The sequence below is a fragment of the Bacillus sp. SORGH_AS_0510 genome (assembly GCF_030818775.1).
Taxonomy (GTDB): domain Bacteria; phylum Bacillota; class Bacilli; order Bacillales; family Cytobacillaceae; genus Neobacillus.
On record NZ_JAUTAU010000001.1, the window covers coordinates 2,468,021 to 2,488,175 of the forward strand.

General features: G+C 35.9%; 22 protein-coding genes, 1 pseudogene and 1 riboswitch. Of the genes and pseudogenes, 11 read left to right on the forward strand and 12 right to left on the reverse strand.

Annotated features, from left to right (window positions below):
• The first annotated feature begins 131 nt into the window (after positions 1 to 131).
• The 3 genes from QE429_RS12695 (at position 132) to QE429_RS12705 (ending at position 2,230) form a co-directional block, all read left to right on the forward strand.
• A complete protein-coding gene (locus QE429_RS12695; RefSeq protein WP_307287383.1) occupies positions 132 to 500 on the forward strand; it encodes a CidA/LrgA family protein in 369 nt (122 codons plus the stop codon).
• Positions 497 to 1,192 (forward strand): LrgB family protein, encoded by a 696-nt coding sequence (locus QE429_RS12700; protein ID WP_307287384.1) that lies wholly within the window; start codon positions 497 to 499, stop codon positions 1,190 to 1,192. The genes QE429_RS12695 and QE429_RS12700 overlap by 4 nt, the downstream gene beginning before the upstream one ends.
• Before the next feature lie 150 nt (positions 1,193 to 1,342).
• Positions 1,343 to 2,230: an NAD(P)-dependent oxidoreductase gene (locus QE429_RS12705; protein WP_307287385.1), complete on the forward strand. Its 888-nt coding sequence runs from the start codon at positions 1,343 to 1,345 to the stop codon at positions 2,228 to 2,230.
• 286 nt (positions 2,231 to 2,516) lie between these two features.
• Here the strand turns inward: QE429_RS12705 and QE429_RS12710 are convergent, their stop codons facing one another.
• Positions 2,517 to 3,365, reverse strand: a complete 849-nt coding sequence (locus QE429_RS12710; protein ID WP_307287386.1) for an HAD family hydrolase — start codon at positions 3,363 to 3,365, stop codon at positions 2,517 to 2,519.
• A 143-nt stretch (positions 3,366 to 3,508) separates the two neighbouring features.
• Between QE429_RS12710 and QE429_RS12715 the strand changes: the two genes are divergently transcribed.
• Positions 3,509 to 4,150, forward strand: coding sequence for a glycosyltransferase (locus tag QE429_RS12715; protein ID WP_307287387.1), 642 nt, complete (start codon positions 3,509 to 3,511; stop codon positions 4,148 to 4,150).
• Between the two features lie 153 nt (positions 4,151 to 4,303).
• On the opposite strand, the gene QE429_RS12720 is transcribed toward QE429_RS12715, so the two are convergent.
• From QE429_RS12720 to dapA, 3 genes are all read right to left on the reverse strand, one after another.
• Positions 4,304 to 4,753, reverse strand: coding sequence for a S1 domain-containing RNA-binding protein (locus QE429_RS12720; RefSeq protein ID WP_307287388.1), 450 nt, complete (start codon positions 4,751 to 4,753; stop codon positions 4,304 to 4,306).
• A gap of 364 nt (positions 4,754 to 5,117) precedes the next feature.
• Entirely contained in the window at positions 5,118 to 5,561 is a 444-nt protein-coding gene (locus tag QE429_RS12725) for a S1 domain-containing RNA-binding protein (RefSeq protein ID WP_307287389.1), read from the reverse strand.
• 143 nt (positions 5,562 to 5,704) lie between these two features.
• Positions 5,705 to 6,595, reverse strand: a complete 891-nt coding sequence (gene dapA, locus QE429_RS12730) for a 4-hydroxy-tetrahydrodipicolinate synthase (protein ID WP_307287391.1) — start codon at positions 6,593 to 6,595, stop codon at positions 5,705 to 5,707.
• 125 nt (positions 6,596 to 6,720) lie between these two features.
• Positions 6,721 to 6,900: riboswitch (Lysine riboswitch) on the reverse strand.
• A 96-nt stretch (positions 6,901 to 6,996) separates the two neighbouring features.
• Between dapA and QE429_RS12735 the strand changes: the two genes are divergently transcribed.
• Positions 6,997 to 7,476, forward strand: a complete 480-nt coding sequence (locus QE429_RS12735; protein ID WP_307287392.1) for a GNAT family N-acetyltransferase — start codon at positions 6,997 to 6,999, stop codon at positions 7,474 to 7,476.
• 69 nt (positions 7,477 to 7,545) lie between these two features.
• Here QE429_RS12735 and QE429_RS12740 read toward each other — a convergent pair.
• Positions 7,546 to 8,533: pseudogene (locus QE429_RS12740) on the reverse strand (ring-cleaving dioxygenase).
• Between the two features lie 195 nt (positions 8,534 to 8,728).
• Here QE429_RS12740 and QE429_RS12745 point away from each other — a divergent pair.
• The 3 genes from QE429_RS12745 to QE429_RS12755 all read left to right on the forward strand — a co-directional run bounded on the left by QE429_RS12745 (position 8,729) and on the right by QE429_RS12755 (position 10,193).
• Complete coding sequence (locus QE429_RS12745; RefSeq protein ID WP_307287393.1) at positions 8,729 to 8,863, forward strand: hypothetical protein; 135 nt, start codon at positions 8,729 to 8,731, stop codon at positions 8,861 to 8,863.
• A 35-nt stretch (positions 8,864 to 8,898) separates the two neighbouring features.
• A complete protein-coding gene (locus tag QE429_RS12750) occupies positions 8,899 to 9,045 on the forward strand; it encodes a hypothetical protein (RefSeq protein ID WP_307287394.1) in 147 nt (48 codons plus the stop codon).
• A 146-nt stretch (positions 9,046 to 9,191) separates the two neighbouring features.
• A complete protein-coding gene (locus tag QE429_RS12755; RefSeq protein ID WP_307287395.1) occupies positions 9,192 to 10,193 on the forward strand; it encodes an LLM class flavin-dependent oxidoreductase in 1,002 nt (333 codons plus the stop codon).
• A gap of 62 nt (positions 10,194 to 10,255) precedes the next feature.
• On the opposite strand, the gene QE429_RS12760 is transcribed toward QE429_RS12755, so the two are convergent.
• The 3 genes from QE429_RS12760 to QE429_RS12770 all read right to left on the reverse strand — a co-directional run bounded on the left by QE429_RS12760 (position 10,256) and on the right by QE429_RS12770 (position 14,027).
• Positions 10,256 to 11,602, reverse strand: a complete 1,347-nt coding sequence (locus tag QE429_RS12760) for a GntP family permease (protein WP_307287396.1) — start codon at positions 11,600 to 11,602, stop codon at positions 10,256 to 10,258.
• A 165-nt stretch (positions 11,603 to 11,767) separates the two neighbouring features.
• Positions 11,768 to 13,303, reverse strand: coding sequence for a gluconokinase (gene gntK / locus QE429_RS12765; protein ID WP_307287397.1), 1,536 nt, complete (start codon positions 13,301 to 13,303; stop codon positions 11,768 to 11,770).
• A complete protein-coding gene (locus QE429_RS12770) occupies positions 13,296 to 14,027 on the reverse strand; it encodes a GntR family transcriptional regulator (RefSeq protein ID WP_307287398.1) in 732 nt (243 codons plus the stop codon). Before QE429_RS12770 ends, gntK begins: the two co-directional genes overlap by 8 nt.
• A 132-nt stretch (positions 14,028 to 14,159) precedes the next feature.
• On the opposite strand from QE429_RS12770, the gene QE429_RS12775 reads away from it, so the two are divergent.
• Entirely contained in the window at positions 14,160 to 14,342 is a 183-nt protein-coding gene (locus tag QE429_RS12775; RefSeq protein WP_307287399.1) for a DUF2187 family protein, read from the forward strand.
• Positions 14,343 to 14,436: 94 nt separating this feature from the next.
• Here QE429_RS12775 and QE429_RS12780 read toward each other — a convergent pair whose 3' ends face one another.
• From QE429_RS12780 to serC, 4 genes are all read right to left on the reverse strand, one after another.
• Positions 14,437 to 14,664 carry a hypothetical protein gene (locus tag QE429_RS12780; RefSeq protein WP_307287400.1) on the reverse strand — a complete coding sequence of 76 codons (228 nt, stop codon included), beginning with the start codon at positions 14,662 to 14,664 and terminating at the stop codon, positions 14,437 to 14,439.
• 144 nt (positions 14,665 to 14,808) lie between these two features.
• Positions 14,809 to 15,636 carry an RMD1 family protein gene (locus tag QE429_RS12785; protein WP_307287402.1) on the reverse strand — a complete coding sequence of 276 codons (828 nt, stop codon included), beginning with the start codon at positions 15,634 to 15,636 and terminating at the stop codon, positions 14,809 to 14,811.
• A 221-nt stretch (positions 15,637 to 15,857) separates the two neighbouring features.
• A complete protein-coding gene (locus QE429_RS12790; RefSeq protein ID WP_307287404.1) occupies positions 15,858 to 16,502 on the reverse strand; it encodes a cell wall hydrolase in 645 nt (214 codons plus the stop codon).
• A 186-nt stretch (positions 16,503 to 16,688) separates the two neighbouring features.
• Positions 16,689 to 17,786 carry a 3-phosphoserine/phosphohydroxythreonine transaminase gene (gene serC, locus QE429_RS12795; protein WP_307287405.1) on the reverse strand — a complete coding sequence of 366 codons (1,098 nt, stop codon included), beginning with the start codon at positions 17,784 to 17,786 and terminating at the stop codon, positions 16,689 to 16,691.
• A gap of 465 nt (positions 17,787 to 18,251) precedes the next feature.
• On the opposite strand from serC, the gene QE429_RS12800 reads away from it, so the two are divergent.
• Positions 18,252 to 19,430, forward strand: coding sequence for a NupC/NupG family nucleoside CNT transporter (locus tag QE429_RS12800; protein WP_307287407.1), 1,179 nt, complete (start codon positions 18,252 to 18,254; stop codon positions 19,428 to 19,430).
• 74 nt (positions 19,431 to 19,504) lie between these two features.
• The gene (locus QE429_RS12805) at positions 19,505 to 20,122 is read left to right on the forward strand and encodes an AmiS/UreI family transporter (RefSeq protein WP_307287408.1); all 618 of its coding nucleotides are present in this window, start codon (positions 19,505 to 19,507) and stop codon (positions 20,120 to 20,122) included.
• Positions 20,123 to 20,155 lie beyond the last annotated feature (33 nt).

Below are 20,155 nucleotides of genomic sequence, written 5' to 3' on the forward strand. Positions count from 1 at the left end.
GGTTATGAAAACCATTCTAAATCTGTATTTTACGAATGATGAATATGGATGTACTATTACTAATAGTTAATTCAAGGAAACGAAGGGGAGTATACTTGCTCCCTTTTTTTATTTTAGGGAGGATGTACATAATGAAACTAGGAGTAATAGTGATACAAGTGTTATTTATTCATGTTTTCCTATTTTTGGGTGTTGTGCTAAAGAATTTGATTCCTCTTCCAATTCCAGCTTCTATGTTCGGATTAGGTATTCTATTTATTGCACTTTATTTCAAAGTTATTAAACTGAAATGGGTGGAAAACGGGGCAAGATGGCTAATGGCAGAGCTTTTACTGTTCTTTATCCCATCGGCCGTTGGAATTGTTAATTACGATGAAATTATCAGCCTTCAAGGAGCGGAAATCGTTGTCTTAATTACTATCAGCACTGTCATTGTTATGGGAATGACTGCTCTGATTGCAGAAAAAATCTCAGGGCGAAATAGGAGTGAGCACCAATGATGATGATTCTTTTTACAATCTTAACGTATATTATCTATCGGTTTGCCAAAAAAACATATAGTAAATTAACTCTACCATTCTTTCATCCGTTATTGATGGCACCACTCTTATTAATAGCCTTAATATCCATTACCCACGTTTCAGCCACTCGATATCTAGAAGCGTCTAAGTTGCTAACGCATCTTTTGGGTCCAGCTACTGTAGCTTTTGCTGTACCAATATATAAAAATTTATCAATCATAAAAAAATACATTGTAACAATAATAGTAAGTATTACCTCAGGGACACTCGTAGCTATTTTTTCTACCTTGGGCCTTTCAAAATTAATTCATTTGAAATATGACTTTGTTACTTCAATTATTCCTAGGTCTATTACCACTCCAATTGCTATAGAGGTGTCAAAAGAAATTGGTGGATTGCCTACCTTAACCACTGTATTTGTCATATTAACAGGTGTAATTGGCGGAGTTGTAGGTCCATTGGTAATTAAATCTCTGTCCATTAAAACTCCCATTGCCAAAGGACTTGCTTTAGGAATGGGGGCCCATGGAGCGGGGACAAATAAAGCGTTGGAGTACGGTGAGCAAGAAGCCACTTTTTCATCTTTAGCGATGATTTTTGCCGCATTCATTACTTTAATTTGGGCAGCCTTGCTTATTCCTCCATTAATGACTATTCCGCACTTATTTTAATAAATACTTTTAAAAAGACCCAAAGTGGTCTTTTTTCAATTGTTAATAAACTATACTTTCTTTAGGACTTTAAGTATACAACAGTTGCATAGGGGAATAGGCAGCTATATCATAGTTTTTAATAGGAATAGTATATAGGAGGCAGTGAATATGTCAGTAGAAATTGGTTTTATCGGACTTGGTAATATGGGACAGCCAATGGTTTTAAATCTTTTAAAAGCAGGATATAAAGTGAAGGTGTATAACCGTACACCTAGTAAAACAGCAATTGCAGTAAAAGCTGGTGCTCAGCAAGTACATACATTAGCTGATGTTGTTACACCTGGTGGAATCGTCGTAACAATGGTTTCAAACGATCAGTCCCTCGAAGAGATTGTTTTAGGAACGAATGGCTTTGGGGAGAGGTTAGGGACTGGTGGTATTCACTTATCAATGAGTACTGTTTCTCCAGAAATATCCAAGAAACTAGCAGCCTTTCACCAACAGAATGGCAGCCATTACGTGGCATCTCCAGTCTTTGGTCGTCCTGAGGCAGCTGCTGCACAAAAATTAAATATTCTCTCCTCAGGTCAAAGTGAGGCTAAAGAACGAGTAAAGCCCGTTCAGGAAGCAATGGGTCAGCGGGTTTTTGATATTGGTGAAGAACCAGGTGCTGCTAATGTAATAAAGCTTGGTGGTAATTTCATGATAATGGCTGCCATGGAGGCAATGGCTGAGTCCTTTAATTTAGCAGAGAAACATGGTATTGACAGAGAGCTGGCTGCAGAAGTTTATTCGTCAACATTATTTGCTTGTACGGTGTATCAAGGATATGGTGAGATGATTGCTAAGAAACTGTTTGAACCTGCGGGTTTTCAGCTTGGTTTGGGTCTAAAGGATTGCAATCTAGTCATAGATGAAGCTAACTCCACAAAAACACCGATGCCACTTGCTAATTTACTACAAAATCGACTCCTTACTTCTGTCGAGAAGGGCCGTGAGAATCAAGACTGGTCAGCCTTAGCTAGAATATCGTTGGAAGAGGCAGGATTAGAATAAAAACAAAAAATGGATTAACTGGTAGATTATAATATAATTATGTTAACTGTTTGTTGTAAAAACAAGCTACTTGTGGTAGCTTGTTTTCATTATATTAGGCTGTGTTAAAGATCAGTGTTGATTTTTACCCCCTGTTGATTGGAGCGGAAGGCACGAAGACTCCTGTGGGAGTATGGCTCAGGGGAGACCCCGCAGGCGCGTTTCTCCGAGGAGGCTCGCCGAAACACCCACGGTAAGCGAAGTGCCTGAAGCGGAAATCAACAGGCAAGTTTAACAGAGTCTTATATTAAAAGATTAATGCCTTTGTATCAGTCTCTAATAATTTTAAAAGATGACGAACTGCATAAGCAAAACCATCTTCATCATTGGTTTTTGTAATGATATCTGCTTTTTCTTGCACATGAAGAGGAGCATTTCCCATTGCAACGGATATGTCAGCAACTTCAAACTGTGCTAAATCATTCCCACCATCACCAAAGGCAATAATATCATCAAACGATAAATTCATCATTTGCTGGTAACGTAATAAGGCTTTCCCTTTATGAGCTTCGTTTGAGGTAATCTCAACATTATTTGGGAAAGAAGATGCCATCGAGATGGGGAATTTTCCGGCTAATGCAGCCTTTATTTCCTCTACACGTTCTTGTTGCTCTGGGTGGACCAGGGCAATTACTTTATAGATTTTTAAATTATCCTTATTCAGAATATTATCATAATCGAATTCCTGAAAAAGTTTGTTTAGTTCTTGTTTACTTTTACCATGTAAAGGTGGCAAGGTAGAGGGGAAGCCGCCATAATTGGTATAAACTAGGATCCCAACACCTAAATCTTTTAGAATCGTAAAGATTTCTTGATAAGTGGAAATAGGTAAGCTTGCTTCATATAACAATTCACTTGATGCCGAATATAAAACAGATCCATTGATACAAAAAATTGGAAGTTCCATATTTTGAATCGCTCTTAATTTTATTACATCTGCGTAAGCACGGCCAGTGTTTAAAATTATGCAGTGTCCTTGTTCCTGTAGATCCGCTAAAGCTTTTACGTTTTCTTTAGATATTTCATGATTTGAATTTAAAAGTGTACCGTCTAAGTCAATTGATATACATTTCATGGTTGTTTTAACCCTTTCCATTTTCTCTATTAACTACTATATCAAAATTTATGCACAAAGTGTGCTGCCAAAATTTATAGGAGATTTATTATGTAGTAGCATAAAAAGGAAAATACAATAGATACTATTATTGGGAATATCATCAATAAAAGGGGTTAATGACCATGAAAAAGAAAATTATAACCTGGAGTATTATTATCTTCTTTTCTATGCTCAACGTAACTTCCGTTAGTGCACAGGGGAGAACACCCGCTAAGAACTGTATTACATTATCTGTCATAAATTTAAAATATCCAATGCAGAAGCTATGGGTCGAACATGCTTGGTGGACCAGGGAGCTCATTGTCTCGAATTTAGCTGATTTAAAGGATCGGAATGATGTGTTGGAAAGATTGCTTAAAAATCAAGAAGATTTAGGAGATATTATCAAACCATATTATGGTCAAGAAGCAGGGAACAAACTAACTGTGCTTTTAAAGGAACATATCTTAATTGCTGGAAAAATTATCGAGGCAGCTAAGAAGAATGATCAAGCAAGTATTGACCAATTTAATAAGGAGTGGTATCAAAACGCAGATGAAATTGTAGCGTTCCTTACGAGTGCAAATCCAAATTGGTCTAAAAAAGTATTAACAGAAATGTTCTATACTCACTTGAAGTTAACAGTGGATGAAGTCGTGGATAGGTTAAAAGGAGACTGGGCTGGCGATATTAAGACTGCAGATATTAACGAAGCACATCTTATTCATATGGGTGATATATTAACCGAAGGAATCGTACAACAGTTCCCTGACAAATTTAAGTAAGGATGATCATTTATACTAATTAGCCATTGCTATGTAGTGCATTCAATATCATTCCCTGTAAAGTGTAATCACTGAGAAAACTGATAAAAAAAGACGAGTTGACATCGATTTTCATGTCAACTCGTCTTTTTTATATTGTATTAAAACTGGTAGTTATGCGCGTCTTCCGCCTCGACCGCCACGTTTTGATTCTGTGTTGCGTTTAAGCGAAGATAAGTTCTCTTCACTAGACTTTAAAAACTTGGCCATTTTATCTTCAAATGATTCTTTAGGTTTGAAATTACTTTTTGGACGAAAATCTTTTGAACGGCTTTCAGATCTTCCTTGCCTTGCTGGGCGTTGTGAATAAGAAGAGGTTTGACTTTCGGGTCTCTCGATTGCTTTTTTAATAGATAAGGCAGTTTTTCCGTCTTTTTCACTAATTACTTTTACATCAACCATGTCACCAACTTTAAGGTGGTCATTAATATCCTTAACATAGCTTTCCGCAACTTCACTGATATGCACAAGACCTGTTGTGCCTCCAGGTAATTCAACGAATGCTCCAAAATTAGTGATTCCTGTTACTTTTCCTTGGACTTTGCTGCCTACTTCAACTGACATAGAAATATATTTCCCCCTCAATAATGTTAAAACCACTTTATTATAACAAATAATTTGAAGGAATAAAATCCTTTTACTTATATAGAGATATTTAAGAAATATTTACTAATCCCGCTGTACCCTTTGGTGGTAAATATCGCATCATTGATTTTGCCTTCATTTATCAAGGAAGGGGTAATAATCGCGTCCAAAACACCAGAGAAGTATTTAATGGTAGTAGGGAACCAAGTTACGGTTGACGATGGCAATGAAGAGGTTGAATTCAGAAAAAATGTTAAATCAGTTGTTTCTTAAACAAAAGGTAAGAAGGCAAGCCATCGTCTGGCTTGCCTTTATATTTGAACAAATTATAAAAAAGTTGATGTTATCCGCGTCTTCCGCCTCGACCACCACGTTTTGTTTCTGTGTTTCTTTTAAGAGAAGACAAGTTTTCTTCACTCGCTTTTAAAAACTTGGCCATTTTATCTTCAAACGATTCTTTCGGTTTGAAATTGCCTTTTGGACGGAAGTCCTTAGAACGGTTTTCGGATCTTCCTTGGCGTGGCGGGCGTTGTGAATATGATGATGCTTCAGGTTTGTCTATCGCTTTTTTGATGGAAAGGGCAGTTTTACCATCCTTTTCACTAATTACTTTCACTTCAACCATGTCGCCAACTTTTAAATGGTCATTAATATCTTTTACATAGCTTTCCGCAACTTCGCTTATATGTACTAGACCTGTTGTACCTCCTGGTAATTCAACGAATGCTCCAAAATTAGTGATTCCTGTTACTTTTCCTTGGACTTTGCTGCCTACTTCAACTGACATGAAATCTATTTCCCCCTCAATAGTGTTAAAACTACTTTATTATAACAAATTCTCAAGGGAAATAGAATTAGTCGGGGCTATTTTTTCCACTTTTTTTAGTGTTTTAGGTAAAAAACATGATAAATCCTTTAAAATGTTGAAGTTTATTTGCTGTTTACCTTAGGGAGATTGGCTGGCAAGTTATCTTGTAATGCTTTTTGTTCTTCATCCGTTAATGGGACAAGTGGGAAACGAACCCCTCCCACATGGACTCCTACTATATTTAGTGCTGCTTTTACAGGTGAAGGACTAGGTGCAGCAAATAACGCTCTTATAATTGGAAGTAAGTTACGATGAGTTTCAGCAGCTTCATTTATAGCACCATTTTTAAATTGATTGATCATTTCTTGTAATTGATTTCCTATAATATGGGAAGCGACAGATACTACACCCGTTCCGCCGATCGCTAATACAGGCAACGTTAATCCATCGTCACCACTATAAAGTGTAAAGTCGTTAGAGGTTTGATTTATAATATCAGCCATTGCATCAAGGTTTCCACTCGCTTCTTTAACCGTAACAATATTATTTATCTTGGATAAACGGACGATTGTTTCCACAGTCATATTCACGACACTTCGACCTGGGATGTTATAAAGCATCACAGGTAAAGATGTGGATTCGGCAATTGCTTTAAAGTGTTGATATAATCCTTCCTGAGATGGTTTGTTGTAATATGGGGTAACAAGCATAATTCCATCTACTCCAGCATTTTCAGCTTGTTTTGTTAAGTTAATTGATGCTCTTGTATTATTAGAGCCTGTTCCTGCTATGACTGGTACTCTGTGATTAACAACTTCAACTACAAATTTAAATAGCTCCACTTTTTCTTCAGTCGTTAAAGTAGGAGATTCTCCTGTTGTTCCAGCAATTACTAATCCATCAGAGCCATTTGCGATTAAATAATTGATAAGTTCTTTTGTTGCAATAAAATCGATTTCTCCATGTTGATCAAATGGTGTCACCATTGCAGTTAATACTTGGCCAAAATTCATCATTCTCACCCTTTTTTTATATTTTAAAAATTTAGAGCAGAGAAGGCATTATGTCAGTCAACGCAAAAAAGCAGCAACGAGGGTTCGTTGCCGCTTAAGAAACATGAATAAAAATTGTTCCCAATGCGTGAGATAGCCCTCCATATAGTTTCCTATATGACAGTTCTGTATTTATTCAATAACAGAACCAGCTTCAAGATAAATGAGTTTCTTTCCGCTTCGGCAAATTCCCCTTTTCACAATTGTCATGGGAGCTCATTCTCCTTAAATTGTGTACTCATGGTTTTTGCGCCTCTATCCTCACTTCAAATGGTATTGAAGTAAGAAATATTTAATTGACTGTTAATATATCAGAATTTATTCTATAATTCAAGTGATTTGGAAAATTATAAGAAAAAGACGTGCAAGGTCTATTATTAAATATACTTTTAAAAGAGGAGGATTCTAATAATGGCAAAGAAATTTTAAATTGGACCTATCAACCACCATATGAATTTTATAATAATGAATGTACAGAAGATTCATTAAAAGAATTATTGAATGGAAGTTATTATGCTGTAGTTGACCCTCAAAATAAATTGGTTGGATTTTATTGTATAGGAGAGTCTGCGCAAGTGCCTGCAGGAAAACAGCTGGGCGTATATGATGCTGGCTTTATCGATTTTGGAATTGGTTTGCAACCAGAAGAAACTGGACAGGGGAAAGGATTTGATTTTTGTTTATTTATTCTAAGGAACTTACAAAAGTATTTTAAACATAGTCCTATCCGTTTAACTGTTGCCAATTTTAATAAACGAGCTATTCATCTATACGAAAATCTTGGATTTGTAAAAAGGAAAGAATTTATCACAAATAATGTTCTTTTGTACAATCATGGTTAAAGATGGTGCTTTTTGAATAAAAAGGAAGCGTAAGAATGACTTCATTCTCAGGCTTCCTTTAGATATAAGTTATTGATTATATTCTTTTTCAATTTCCTTTGTACTTCTAACTGTATCGATCGGGCGTACAAGTTTTTCGATTTGATTACGTTTTGTCTCTAGAAATGGAGGTAAGGATAGTTTTTCTCCGAGGCTTTCATATTGTTCATCACCCATAAATCCAGGACCATCTGTAGCGAATTCAAATAAGATTTGAGGTGCTACTCTTACGTATAAAGATCCAAAGAAGTAGCGATCAACAAATCCAGAGGTACCAAAGCCAAAACTCTCAATTCGGTTCATCCATTCTTCTAAAACCTTACGATCCTCCACACGAAAGGCAGCGTGATGAACAGTACCATATCCTTGTTGAGATGGGGGCAGTACTGCATTGTATTCCACCACCACTTGTGCACCATTACCACCTTCACCTACTTCAAATAAATGTAAAGCTCCTTCTTGGTCAATCTCTTTAAATAATAGAACTTTTTCCATCATTTCTTTAAAGTAATCAAAATTAGCTACGCGAACAAAGAGTGGCCCTAATCCTGTAATGGCATATTCTAATGGAATTGGGCCCTTTTGCCAAGGTGTACCGCTAGAAACTCCTGTATTTTTTTCGTCTGAAATTAATTGGTACTGTTGATCATCAAAATCTATGAAGGATAGAGTTTTTTTACCAAATAATTTCTTGATGCCACTATGTTTTACATTTAATCGATCAAATCGTTTTTCCCAGAACTCTATTGCTGCATCATTTGGTACACGAAAGGATGTTTTCGCAATTTCATTTGTCCCATGGACTCCTTGTGGAATACCAGGGAAATCAAAGAAAGTCATATCGGTGCCAGGGCTGCCAGTATCATCGGCAAAAAATAAATGGTAAGTCTGGATATCATCCTGATTAACCGTTTTCTTTACTAACCGCATTCCTAATACATAAGTGAAAAAATTCATAATTTTTTTCTGCACTGCTTGTAATAGCCGTAACATGGTGAATGCCTTTTAATCCGTTCATCAAAAGTCCTCCAATCATTTCTTTTAAGGTTTGTCTATATTATTCCAACATTAAGTAATCAATAAAATTTATCTCAAATTAATTTATCTCTAATTCGAGATAAATAATATCATGTTCCTTTTTTCCTGTCAATATCATGTAAGAATGAACAAATTTATTCCGTTTATAATAATTAACAAAAAGGAGGGAGTCAATATGGATGGAAAGTATAATACAAACGATGACGCAACTGTTGAATTAAAAAAAGCATTAAATAAGAGTACAGCTAGCAAAAATCCAAATATGAGTGAAGCAGAGAGGAAAATGAAATTTCAAAGTAGGAAAAACTAAGGGATAGGTCAAGTGATTTTTGAGAGGTGAACAAATTGACGGGAAAACATCCAATAGAATATACGGGTAAAGTCTTGGATCAAAGGAATGATCTTACTGGTCCAGATGATGGGCAGGGAACATATCCAGCGCGACCCAAACATGTATCGATTGAGAAGCAAAGTAATAATAAAGGTAAGTAGCATGTAAGAGAAAAATTGCAATTATTTTTAGGAAGAGGAGGGGAGGAAGCCTCCTCTTTTTAATGATTGGTAAGCATTTAAGTTTGTTTCCTGAATTACTATTGCTAGTATAGTAATATATTTTAATAAGAAAGGACAAATTTAATATGACATCAATTCATATACCCGTTTCCGTCCTTAATCTAGCACCAATTCGTGAGGGACAAACACCTAAACAAGCAATTGATTCGATGGTAGATTTGGCACAAGCGGTAGAAAAACTGGGCTATAAACGCTATTGGATCGCAGAACATCACAACACACCTACTCTAGTTAGTTCAGCAACGTCGATTTTAATTAAACATACATTAGAGCATACAAATACCATACTTGTGGGGTCTGGTGGAATCATGCTTCCAAATCATGCTCCGTTAGTAGTTGCGGAACAGTTCGGTACGTTGGCAACTATCTATCCAAATCGTGTGGAATTAGGTCTAGGCCGTGCACCCGGTACAGATATGATGACAGCAAATGCATTAAGACGATCGAAAAATGACTCTGTATACACTTTCCCAGAGGATGTTAAAGCACTTCTTACCTATTTTGGTCCAGAAGATATCCAGAGTTATGTGAAAGCATATCCTGGCGTTGGAACTAATATACCGCTCTATATATTAGGTTCTTCTACAGATTCGGCTTATTTAGCGGCAAGTTTGGGGCTGCCATATGTTTTTGCTTCCCACTTTGCACCAAGATATATGGAAGAAGCTATTAAGATTTACCGTAGTCGATTCCAGCCTTCTGAATACTTGGATCAACCATATATGATGGTATGTTTAAATGTGATTGCAGCAGAGACGGATGAGGAAGCACAGTGGTTGTCAACGACCATGCAGCAATTTTTCCTAAATGTGGTGCGTGGTTCGAGAAATCCATTACAGCCTCCTGTTGAAGATATGGATAAGATTTGGAATCCAATGGAAAAAGAAATGGCTGCTTCTATGTCTAGTGTGACGCTTTTAGGTAGTAAAGAGACAATCAGGAATCAATTAACATCCTTCCAAAATTACTATGAAGTGGATGAAATTATGGCTGTTTCATACATCTATGACCCAGAAAAACAAAAACGGTCATACGAAATTTTAAAAGAAGTTGTTGATGGTAAATAATAATAAAAAAAGGGGACAGTCCCCCGCTGCTTTAAAGCAGCGGGGGACTGTCCCCAAATTATTTATACGAATAAGCTTATAAATAAGATAAATACTAGACCACTTACAGAGATGATGGTTTCAAGCAGTGTCCATGTTGCGAAGGTTTCTTTCATACTTAGTCCAAAGTATTCCTTAAACATCCAGAACCCAGCGTCGTTTACGTGTGAAGCGATTAAGCTACCAGCACCAGTTGCTAATACAACTAATGCTAAGTTTACATCAGATTGACCTAACATCGGAATAACTAATCCAGCAGTTGTTAGTGCTGCAACGGTTGCAGAACCTAATGAAATACGTAGGATCGCTGCAATAATCCATGCTAGTAGAATTGGTGAAATATTAGTTCCTTTAAATAATTCGGCTACATAATCACCTACATGACCATTTATTAAAACTTGTTTGAAGGCACCGCCGCCCCCAATGATTAAAAGCATCATGCCAATGTGTGAAATCGCTTCAGTACAAGAGTCCATTACCGTTTTGATCGGTATTTTTCTTGCCAATCCCATTGTATAAATAGCAACTAATAAAGAGATTACCATTGCAGGAGATGCACCACCAACAAAACGGATAATGGCTAGGAAAGTACTATCTGCAAATCCCATAGTTTTTTGAAGTAAAGTTAAAATTGTAGCAATTGACATTAAGATTACAGGAAGCATTGCAGTAAAAACACTGATGCCAAATCCAGGTGTGTCTTCTAGTTTAAATGTTTTCAGTTCACCTAATGAGGCAATATCCCCAGTTTTTGTAAATGATGCAGGCACCATTTTTTTAGCAAGTTTAGTAAATAAAGGTCCAGCAATAATAACAGTTGGAATAGCAATAATGAAACCGTAAAGTAATACTTCACCAAGGTCAGCACCAAATTCACCTGCAATAGTAGTTGGTCCCGGATGTGGTGGTAAAAAGCCGTGTGTTACAGATAAAGCTGCAGCCATTGGAATTCCAAGATATAGAATAGAAACTTTTAATTGTTTAGAAATAGCAAATACGATTGGAATTAATAAAACAAGTCCTACTTCAAAAAATAAAGCGATTCCAATAATGAACGAAGCAGCCACTACAGCCCATTGAATATTTTTTTCGCCAAATTTATTAACGAGAGTCATCGCAATTCGTTGCGCGCCTCCTGAATCAGCAATTAATTTCCCAAGCATTGCACCAAGTCCAAAAATTAATGCTATATGTCCTAGTGTTCCGCCTAATCCAGCCTCAATCGTTGCGATGATTTCATCTAATTTCATTCCAAGTGCAATAGCGACACCGAATGAAACAATGATAAGTGAAACAAATGTGTTCAATTTAAAACCCATGATTAAAATAAGTAAAGCAATGATACCAATTGCTACAATAACCAATGGCATTGTAAATTCCCCCTATGATGTTTAATTTATTTTTTTCCGCGGTAGCGGTAGTAACACCCAAATTCATAGTGTCTTCCCAGAATAACCTCTGGTAAGCGCTGTCAAAATAATGAAATTGTTTTAACCGTTAGCGGGGGAGAATAGTGAATCCCCGCTTAGGTTTATTTACTTTATTAAGCTTCTTTGGTACTTCGCAAGTTTTGTATAATCCTCTTCTAATGACCTAGATAGGCTGATGAAGATTGGAACTAGATTCCTGTATTCTGTTGCTGCATTCTCTTTTGGTGTATGTTTGAAGGTGCTGCCAATCATTTCTGAGGCTACATCAAATGAATCAATCTTTCCTGTGGCATAAAGACCTAAAATACAAGCACCTAAACAAGAGCTCTCGTAACTCTCTGGTACTACAACGTCTAAATCGAATATATCTGCCATCATTTGACGCCAAACATCTGATCGTGCAAATCCACCAGTTGCTTGTATACGTGTAACTGGACCTTCCATACACTCAACTAGAGCCAAAAATACTGTATATAAATTGAAGATAACACCTTCTAATGCTGCTCGAATCATATGTTCCTTCTTATGTGACAAGGTTAATCCGAAAAATGAACCACGGACATCAGGATTCCATAAGGGAGCACGTTCACCAGCCAGGAATGGGTGGAAGAGTAACCCGTCAGACCCAGGTCTAACGCGTTCAGCAATCTTGGTTAATACATCGTAAGGGTCAATTCCTAGTCTTTTAGCTGTCTCAACTTCTGAGGCAGCAAACTCATCTCTTATCCAACGAAGTACCATTCCGCCATTATTAACAGGACCACCAATTACCCAATGCTTGTCCGTTAATGCGTAACAAAAGATTCGTCCTTTATCATCCGTTTGAGGTTGGTCAATTATGGTACGGATTGCTCCACTTGTACCAATTGTTACGGCAATTTCGCCTTTTCCAATCGCATTTACCCCTAAATTTGAAAGAACGCCATCACTAGCACCAATTACGAAAGGAGTCTGTGGATCAATACCGATTTGTTTAGCTAATTCAAGATTACAATTTGTAAAAATCTCAGTGGTTGGTACGAGTTTGGATAGTTGGTCACGGGTAATGCCCGCAATTGATAAAGCTTCTTCATCCCAATCCAAATTTTTTAAATTCATCATGCCCATAGATGAAGCCAAAGAATAGTCAACCACATATTGATCAAAGAACTTCTTAAAAATGTATTCTTTAATCCCTATATATTTTTTTGTTTTCGCAGCGATTTCCGGAAGATCATTTACTATCCAAGTAATTTTACTTAATGGAGACATTGGATGGATAGGGGTTCCAGTACGTTTATAGACTTCATGCCCATTTAGTTCATCTTTAATTTTATGAGCCCATCCTTCACTGCGATTATCTGCCCAGGTAATGCATGGTGTCAGTGGTTGGTCATTTTCGTCAATGGCTATCAGGCTATGCATTGCACTGCTAAATGAAATGAACAAAATCTTTCTCTGAGTATGGTTTTTCATGATTTTTGTCATGGCAGTAAGGACAGCCGCAAAAATCTCTTCCGGATCCTGTTCAGCAGTTGAAATATCGGGCGTATAAAGAGGGTAACCGATATTTTCTTGTTGAATAACTTTGCCTTGTTCGCTGAATAATACTGCTTTAGTACTTGTTGTACCGATGTCAATACCTAACATATAGCTAGTCATTTTCTTGCACTACTCCTTTAGATAGCATTTGTTGCGACATCCAAAGGTCTTCTACCTTACCTTGAACATCATCAAAGTTTTGATGTAAAGATTGAATCATGAGGTCTCTATTCTTAGTTTTGATGGCTTCAATATAAAGTTGGTGATTTTCAATAATGCGTGAGAAATCTTCGTATTTTTCCTTTAATCGTGCGCGCATCGATAAAAGAATGAATGCCTCCATAACAGGTTTTGCATTATTCCAAATCATCATGATATAGGAATGATTGATTGCCCGTATGATGGTTTCATGGAATAACACATCTTGATAGGAGAATTCGTCAGCATCCTTGTATTTGATTGCGATTTTCATCATTTCAAGGATCTTACTTAATTCTTTAACTAACTCAGTTGAGTCTTGCTTGTCAAGTCGTTCAAACACAAAGGTTTCTATCAGTAATCGCACATCATATATTTCTTCAATTTCTTTCTCTGTTAAACCAATGACCACTGCACCCATTCTTTCTAATCGAATGATATTTTCAGACGCTAGTATTTTTAATGCCTCACGAATAGGAGATCGGCTTACATTAAAATCAGCAGCTAGCTTATTTTCTGATAATATGGTACCGCTTTCAATCAAACCAGAAATAATACGCATTCTGAGTTCGTATGTTACACGGTCACCTGTAGAAGCTTTTGAGAGCCATTTTTGGGGATACAGTAATTCTGTTCCTTCTATCATAATTTCACCTTCTTATAAACCAAGTATACTTGTATACAAGTATTATAAAACAGAATTTGAAAAATGCAAGCGTTTTATTTTTTTTAGTTTACCTCCAAATGCTTTTGGATAATATAGAGTCGAGGTGATAGAATGGCTAACGCAAAAGTAGGAGATGTGATTTCCTTTAAACGGGATGGTAAAGATTTTGAAGGAGAAGTTTCGGTTATTAGAGAAAATTCCGTAATGGTTAAATACGGTTTCTCGAAAGATAAAGGAGAACCCCTTATAACAGTTGTTAACCACAAAAATTATAAAGTAAAAAAATCTAAATGAAGTAGAGTGAGGTCTCCTCACAAAAAGAACTCTGAAAAATGGTTTTTCAGAGTTCTTTTTATTAGTATTTATGGTGTAGTACTTCCAAGTAACATCAATAATATAAAGGATAGGAAGATCCTGGTGGTCTCCAGGATGGATTTCCATAAGAACCATAAGTGGTCATTGGGTAATGAGTAACTGGCATTACTTGCGGATAATTAGCGGAGGGGTTATGGTGATTTGGATTATTAGAACTATGTTTTAAAGTTGAGTGATTATATTGAGCCAAACAAGCACCAGGGTGTCCGGGATGTTTGCCGGTTGTAATTGTGTATGACATTAGCTACACCTCTTTCTAAAGTTTTCCTTATATAATATGTAAGGCTACTATTTACGTTAAGCGGATTGCCCAGGCATAAAAAATAAAGACCGAGGGAGGATTTAAGTCAAATTTTTCCCAGGGTCTTATTTTTTCGTTACATACTTACATGTACTCTAAAACAGTAAGGAAAATCTCCACTAAGATCAGAATAACAATAATCCATTCAACAAATAATCCCCTGATGGAATGACTAATGGTAGAAAAACCATCCATAATATTATATAAAATTTCAGTTTTACTTTTCAAAATTTTATAGCGGTCATTTAATTCGAAAAAGTCTGTCATTCGGTCATAAAATTCATTGGCTGTACTACTAGACCACGTAATATCTGGTTTATCTAAAATCATAATATAGGCAAGAGTATTATATTCATGACGGACAATTTTTGCTGTAGTCCTAGCTAATTCTTTGTTACCAATGCGAAGCCTGCCTTTTTCTAGACGGTCAATCATTGTCTCAAGTTTATCGTGAATTTTTCCTAATTGCTCCTCTGTTTTTTCAAGGGCTACTGATTTGGCAAGTACTGTCGAGATTAATTCGGGATAAAAACTCTCGAATATAGGAACAACCACATATTCGTCAGTTAATTCTACTAACTGTGCTTCATTAATGTGGAGACAGTAGTCATCCGAATATTTTTCTATATTTTTTAATTCTATGTCAGGCTCGAAAGAGTAAAGGAACTTAAGTACTTGTGCAATTTCCTCTGCTTCAGAGTGATTAATAAATACAATACTCCCAAAGGAAAAAATAAGTACCATTTGATGTGCTTCATTTATCTTTTTGTCGAGGATTGATTCTAAGATTTGTTCTCTAAGGAATAAAGGTTGTTCCCATGTGAATTTTTTTGGTATCCCGCAATGGATGGCAATTTGGTTTAAATCAATCTCGTTTGTAATAGCAAATGCTTTAAAGGTAATAGCTTCCATGGTTATCACTCTTTTCAGCGAAGTTTTATCTTTTATTTTTTGCTTTGTTAAACTTGTCTGTTGATTTGCGCTCCAGGCACGAGCGGTTCGTGGGCGTTTCGGCGAGCCTCCTCGGCGCTTGCGCCTGCGGGGTGTCCCCTGATCCGCACTCCCACAGGAGTCTTCGTGCCTTCCGCTCCAATCAACAGGGAATAAAAATCAACAATGTTCTTTAACACAGCCTATTTTTTAAATACATGGTGTCCAATCACTAGTGTAGTTGTTCTGGAATCAAGCCAGCGACTGGTAGCTATTGCTGGGTTATAGAAGAATAGTGACCCGGCAGCGACGTTTCGCTTCTCCTTTAGTGCCTCTTGGACTGCATTGATGGAGTCCTTATCAGCAGGTTTATTAATTTCTCCATTACTGACGGGCTGAAATTGGCCTTTTTGATAAATGACGTCTTTAATCGTGTTAGGGAATTTGTCGCTCTCTACTCTATTAAGAACCACACAAGCAACAGCCACTTTTCCTTGATAAGGCTCGATTTCTGCTTCTGCTCTTACTAATCTTGCTAGTAAATCAATTTCGTGCTTTGAGTAACCTTGTGTTATTTCAGGTTGATCTGAAGGGCTCTCCTTTTCAACTGAAACTATTTCAGGTGACTCGGTAATTCCCTCAGATTTACTAGTATGAACAGTTTGTCCAACATATATTAAATCAATATTTTTAATTTGTGGGTTCAGCCGTGAAAGTTCTTGTAAGCTAAGATGATGTTCCTTGGCTATTTGTGTCATAGTATCTCCGCTTTTAACAGTGTAAGCAAAAGTGGGAGAAGCAAATAAGAGTGAAGCTACTACAGTAAGTGCTGAGATTATTTTTTTCATCGTTCATTTCCCTCCTAGTTGATTTCACATGATTCTCTTATTAGTTTCTATTTCTATGAAAAAGAACAATAGATTAGTATTACAGTTTCGTAACAAGAGAAAAAAATAGGGAAATAGAATAAGGAGAAATAGATTTCAATTGAAGCAAAAAAATAACCCTCTCTAATAGTGAGAGGGTTATATTTACTAGGAATTTTTTGTTTGGAAATCAATCATAAACTCACTGAATGCCTTGCATGCCTCAATTGGTACAGCATTGTATGCAGAGACACGGCATCCACCGATTGATCGGTGACCACTTATTCCAACAAATCCTTCTGATTTAGCACGTTCTAAAAATTTCATTTCTAGTTCTTCTGATTCTAAGTTAAAGGTTATATTCATTAGTGATCGACTTTCTGGAACTGCATGACCAGCATAAAAACCATTACTTGTGTCAATTACATCATAAATAAATTTTGCTTTTTGTTCATTCTGATTTGATATGGCAGTTAATCCACCTAATTGACGAACCCAGTTAAGCACCTCTCCTAACATGTAAATCCCAAAAGTTGGAGGTGTGTTATATAGTGAATTATTTTTAGCGTGTGTACTATATTTTAACATCGTTGGAATAGAAGTATTGGCTTGCTCTAATAGGTCTTTTCGAATGATAACCACTGTTACGCCTGAAGGACCCAAATTCTTCTGTGCGCCAGCGTAGATAAGAGCAAACTTATTTACATCAATCGGCTTTGAAAGAATATCACTCGACATGTCTGCAATTAGTGGAACATTTCCACTATCAGGGAAGTTTTTCCATTGTGTACCGTAAATAGTATTGTTGGATGTAAGGTGTAAATAGGAATCCTCAGCATGGTATTTTATATGTTCAACGTTAGGAATACTTCGGTAATTTCCTTCCTTAGTGGAAGCTGCATGATAGACATCCCCAAATAACTTAGCCTCTGAGAAGGCCTTTTCAGACCAAGATCCTGTCATAATGTAACTTGCTTTATACCCAGGCTTTAAAAAGTTCATAGGAATCATTGAAAATTGAAGACTTGCTCCTCCTTGGAGGAAGAGAACTTCATAGGAATCAGGGATTAATAACAATTCTTTTAAACTGTTGATTGCTTGATTATGTACTTCTTCATAGGTGTGGCTTCGATGGCTTAACTCCATGACAGACATCCCTGTACCACGAAAATCAATCAGTTCTGCTTGAGCTTTTTCTAAAACAGAAAACGGTAAAGCGGACGGACCTGCATTAAAATTATAGGTACGGTGTACTTGCAATTTCATTTACCTCACTCCATTTTTCGTTTATTTGACTATAACATATTTTTGGAAAATTTAAATAATAAAAATTTTAACGCTTTAAAGAAAATATGTAAATAAATATTATAAATGCGCATTAATTCATAATGAAATTCCCAAAAAGGTAAATATTAATACTTGAATACAATGAGGAGGAACTGAAACATGGATATTTTTTAGTGAGTTAAGGGGATCTTTGAAAAAAGTTAAAATTATTTCAATTTTTCATTATATACTTTACAAAATTTCAGTAATTTTAAAATAAAGTGAATGTTATTACATGAAAACATTATTATGTGAAAAAAATGAAAACATCTCGAAAAAATATTTTACATTTTTTCATTTAGTACTTAACATTTGTTCAATCTGTATGTTATATTAGTTCTGTTCTTAAAAATGTAAGCGCAACATTTTTTCATCAAGATTAAATACATCATGACGGAGGAAAGTATGAAATACATCATTGCTATCATTGGTTTACTAATTGTTTTTGCACTTGCCTATGTTGCAAGTAATAACCGAAAAAATATTAAAATTAAGCCTATCATTATAATGGTTGTTATTCAAATCATATTAGCTTGGCTATTATTAAATACAAAATTCGGATTAGTATTAGTAAAAGGCTTTGCAGATATTTTTACAAAGTTATTAGAGTATGCGGCCAGCGGAATTTCATTTGTCTTTGGCGGACTAGCAAATAAAGGAGAAATGTCGTTCTTCCTTGAAGTATTGCTGCCAATCGTATTTATTTCAGTATTAATTGGGATTCTACAGCATTTCAAAATACTTCCTTTTATTATGAAAGGAATTGGATTATTGCTAAGCAAGATTAATGGAATGGGGAAATTAGAGTCTTATAATGCAGTTGCATCTGCAATTGTTGGACAATCTGAAGTATTTATTACTGTAAAAAAACAGCTTGGCCAGTTACAGCCACATCGTTTATACACATTATGTGCTTCAGCCATGTCAACTGTTTCTATGTCTATTGTCGGTGCTTATATGACAATGATTGAACCTAGATATGTTGTTACTGCCTTAGTTATTAACTTATTTGGCGGATTCATTATTTCATCTATTATTAATCCGTATACGGTGTCAGAAAGTGAAGATATTCTTGTTATTCAAGAAGAAAAACAAAGCTTTTTCGAAATGATAGGGGAGTACATCATTGATGGTTTTAAAGTTGCCATCATTGTTGGTGCCATGTTAATTGGATTTGTTGCTTTAATGGCTGGAATCAATAACGTTTTCGATTTAATTTTCGGGATTTCCTTCCAAGAAATTTTAGGATATATCTTTGCACCAGTGGCAATTATCATGGGTGTCCCATTATCTGAAGCAGTTAGTGCGGGTGGAATTATGGCGACGAAGTTAGTAACGAATGAATTTGTTGCCATGATGGATTTAGCAAAGATACAGGAAAACTTTACGCCAAGGACGTTAGGTATTATTTCTGTGTTCTTAGTTTCATTTGCAAACTTCTCTTCTATCGGTATCATTTCTGGTGCGGTTAAGAGCTTGAATGAAAAACAAGGAAATGCTGTTGCCCGTTTTGGCTTAAAGCTATTGTTTGGAGCAACTTTAGTAAGTATTTTATCATCTGTAATTGTAAGTATTGTTTTATAACTTAAGAAAGCAATTTCTATACTAGATGTGTGTAGGAATTGCTTTTTCATTTTTTTGAAGGAGGGTAAAGGTGTATGAGTTTTGTTGGTTTGTTCCTTTCTGGCGCAGTATTATTTTTAAACAGTCTCATGCTATTAGGAAAAGCAGAAGCAAAAAGTGTGGGTATTTTTAATATATTTGTAGGAACGATACAAATAATAATCCCAACCTATTTAATGGTTATATCTGGTCAAAATCATTGGGATCTTTTTAATGTAGCTTCCATTTTTTTATTTGGCTTAACTTACTTATACGTTGGAGTTACGGTATTAAGGGGCATGGACGGCAGCGGTCTTGGATGGTTTAGTTTATGGGTAGCCATAATTGGAGTCGTCTATACTTTTACATCTATAATTCAATTCCATAATGTGGTCAATGCCTTAACTTGGGGAATGTGGGCATTTTTATGGTTTCTGTTCTTTTTATCAAATGCTCTTAATAAAAAAATTGACCATTATATAGGTATGGTGGCCTTTGTTCAATCGTGGGTAACATTGACTTTACCGGCTATACTTTACTTTCTTGGTGTTTGGGATACACCAGTAATGAACCAAATCTGGTTTTATGTATTAATGATAGCTATTTTCTCTTTCATATTAGGAATTTTCAAAACTAAATTAACAATTAATAAACATATTACTCAATATAATTAAATTAACGATAAACCCAATAGCAAAAAACCGAGG

Coding starts and splice junctions, on each gene's coding strand:
- QE429_RS12785 (WP_307287402.1), bottom strand. CDS start 15,636: ATGGAAGCTATTACCTTTAAAGCATTTGCTATTACAAACGAGATTGAT.
- QE429_RS12720 (WP_307287388.1), bottom strand. CDS start 4,753: ATGTCAGTTGAAGTAGGCAGCAAAGTCCAAGGAAAAGTAACAGGAATC.
- serC (WP_307287405.1), bottom strand. CDS start 17,786: ATGAAATTGCAAGTACACCGTACCTATAATTTTAATGCAGGTCCGTCC.
- QE429_RS12760 (WP_307287396.1), bottom strand. CDS start 11,602: ATGCCATTGGTTATTGTAGCAATTGGTATCATTGCTTTACTTATTTTA.
- QE429_RS12695 (WP_307287383.1), top strand. CDS start 132: ATGAAACTAGGAGTAATAGTGATACAAGTGTTATTTATTCATGTTTTC.
- gntK (WP_307287397.1), bottom strand. CDS start 13,303: ATGACTAGCTATATGTTAGGTATTGACATCGGTACAACAAGTACTAAA.
- QE429_RS12770 (WP_307287398.1), bottom strand. CDS start 14,027: ATGATAGAAGGAACAGAATTACTGTATCCCCAAAAATGGCTCTCAAAA.
- QE429_RS12800 (WP_307287407.1), top strand. CDS start 18,252: ATGAAATACATCATTGCTATCATTGGTTTACTAATTGTTTTTGCACTT.
- QE429_RS12715 (WP_307287387.1), top strand. CDS start 3,509: ATGAAAAAGAAAATTATAACCTGGAGTATTATTATCTTCTTTTCTATG.
- QE429_RS12700 (WP_307287384.1), top strand. CDS start 497: ATGATGATGATTCTTTTTACAATCTTAACGTATATTATCTATCGGTTT.
- dapA (WP_307287391.1), bottom strand. CDS start 6,595: ATGAATTTTGGCCAAGTATTAACTGCAATGGTGACACCATTTGATCAA.
- QE429_RS12780 (WP_307287400.1), bottom strand. CDS start 14,664: ATGTCATACACAATTACAACCGGCAAACATCCCGGACACCCTGGTGCT.
- QE429_RS12725 (WP_307287389.1), bottom strand. CDS start 5,561: ATGTCAGTTGAAGTAGGCAGCAAAGTCCAAGGAAAAGTAACAGGAATC.
- QE429_RS12745 (WP_307287393.1), top strand. CDS start 8,729: ATGGATGGAAAGTATAATACAAACGATGACGCAACTGTTGAATTAAAA.
- QE429_RS12790 (WP_307287404.1), bottom strand. CDS start 16,502: ATGAAAAAAATAATCTCAGCACTTACTGTAGTAGCTTCACTCTTATTT.
- QE429_RS12805 (WP_307287408.1), top strand. CDS start 19,505: ATGAGTTTTGTTGGTTTGTTCCTTTCTGGCGCAGTATTATTTTTAAAC.
- QE429_RS12710 (WP_307287386.1), bottom strand. CDS start 3,365: ATGGAAAGGGTTAAAACAACCATGAAATGTATATCAATTGACTTAGAC.
- QE429_RS12775 (WP_307287399.1), top strand. CDS start 14,160: ATGGCTAACGCAAAAGTAGGAGATGTGATTTCCTTTAAACGGGATGGT.
- QE429_RS12755 (WP_307287395.1), top strand. CDS start 9,192: ATGACATCAATTCATATACCCGTTTCCGTCCTTAATCTAGCACCAATT.
- QE429_RS12705 (WP_307287385.1), top strand. CDS start 1,343: ATGTCAGTAGAAATTGGTTTTATCGGACTTGGTAATATGGGACAGCCA.